This window comes from Mycobacterium sp. UM_Kg27, assembly GCF_000972905.1.
GTDB lineage: Bacteria > Actinomycetota > Actinomycetes > Mycobacteriales > Mycobacteriaceae > Mycobacterium.
Window position 1 is genome coordinate 1 of sequence record NZ_JRMM01000274.1, and the last position, 1,366, is coordinate 1,366.

Annotated in this window: 2 protein-coding genes; both read right to left on the reverse strand. The window is 66.1% G+C overall.

Going from position 1 to position 1,366, the window contains the following annotated elements; all coding sequences use genetic code 11:
* Window positions 1-51 precede the first annotated feature (51 nt).
* Complete coding sequence (locus LI94_RS21170; protein WP_024442553.1) at window positions 52-261, reverse strand: helix-turn-helix domain-containing protein; 210 nt, start codon at window positions 259-261, stop codon at window positions 52-54.
* 139 nt (window positions 262-400) lie between these two features.
* Window positions 401-1,261 (reverse strand): pyrroline-5-carboxylate reductase, encoded by an 861-nt coding sequence (gene proC, locus LI94_RS21175; protein ID WP_024442552.1) that lies wholly within the window; start codon window positions 1,259-1,261, stop codon window positions 401-403.
* Between the last annotated feature and the right edge of the window lie 105 nt (window positions 1,262-1,366).

A 1,366-nucleotide genomic window follows, 5' to 3' on the forward strand; every position in this document is an offset into this window, starting at 1 on the left:
GTCGGCAGCGTCAGATGTGTATAAGAGACAGCTTACCTGTCGACCGGCTCTTTAGCCCGCGTCGAAGAAGGAGGTCTCCAGCAGGTCGTGCACCGCCTTGGCGTGCACCCGGAAAGACCGTCCCACCCGCACCGCGGGCAGCTCGCCGTTGTGCACCAGGCGGTACACCGTCATCTTGCTGACCCGCATCAACGCAGCCACCTCGGCCACGGTGAGAAATTGTGTCGTGTCACGCGCCGAAGGCCCGTTCGCAGACGTCATCGTTACCCATTTCAATCAGGCACGTGCAGTCCCAGCGGCTTCCCCTCCGCTGCGCCCACACGCACAGACATAGAGGAGAATAGCGGGACGGATGGGGTTCCTGCGACTAGTGAGAGCCAATATGTGAAAAATAAGTGAATTACTCTGATGTAATTCTTAGCTGCTCAGAGCGTGTTTTTGCGGCCTGCACCGCCCGATCGAGCGAGGTCCGCAGGCCACCGGCCTCCAATTCACGCAGTGCGGCCGCAGTGGTCCCCCCAGGCGAAGTCACCATCGCTCTCAGGTGGGTCGGGGCGGTGTCGATGCCAGCATTGGGCGCACCATCGCCTGCGTCCCGCTCCTCCAGCAGCATCTGCGCCGAACCGGCCATCGTCTGAACCGCCAAGTCGGTTGCCGCCTGCCTGCTCAATCCGGCGGCAACCCCGGCATCCACCAGCGCCTCGACCACCAAGAAGAAGTACGCCGGCCCGGATCCCGACACCGCGGTGACGGCGTCCATCTGCTCTTCCGGAACGATCGCCACCGTCCCGACGCACTCGAACAGCGCCGCGACCTCGCTGACCTGTTCGTTGCTGGGGAAGCGGCCCTTGGCCAGCGCGCTGGCACCGACGCCGACCTTGACCGGGGTGTTGGGCATCACCCGCACCACGGCCGCTCCGGCGGGGAGCTTGGACTCCACGTACTCGGTGGTGAGACCGGCGACGATCGTGACCAGCACCTGCTCCACGCTGTCCCCGGAGGCAGCGGTAACGCTCTTGGCGAACTCCTCGACCACGGCGTCCACATCCTGTGGCTTCACCGCGACGATCACGACGGAGGCGTTCTCGATCGCGTCAGCGACCGAAGTCACCAGGACCGAGTACTTCTCCGAGAGCTGCCGGGCCCGCTCGCCGTACCGCTCAGCGACCACCAGGTCCTTGACCGGGCGGCCGGCAGCCAGCAGCCCCGCCAGCAACGCTTCGCCCATGTTGCCGCCACCGATGATCGCGATTCTGGTCATGGGGACAGCATTTCAGACCGGGCGACCGCAAGCGCGGCGGAGCCGGGCGCGGCGGGTCGCCCGCATCAACACCGGGCGACCGCAAGCGCGGCGGAGCCGGGCGCG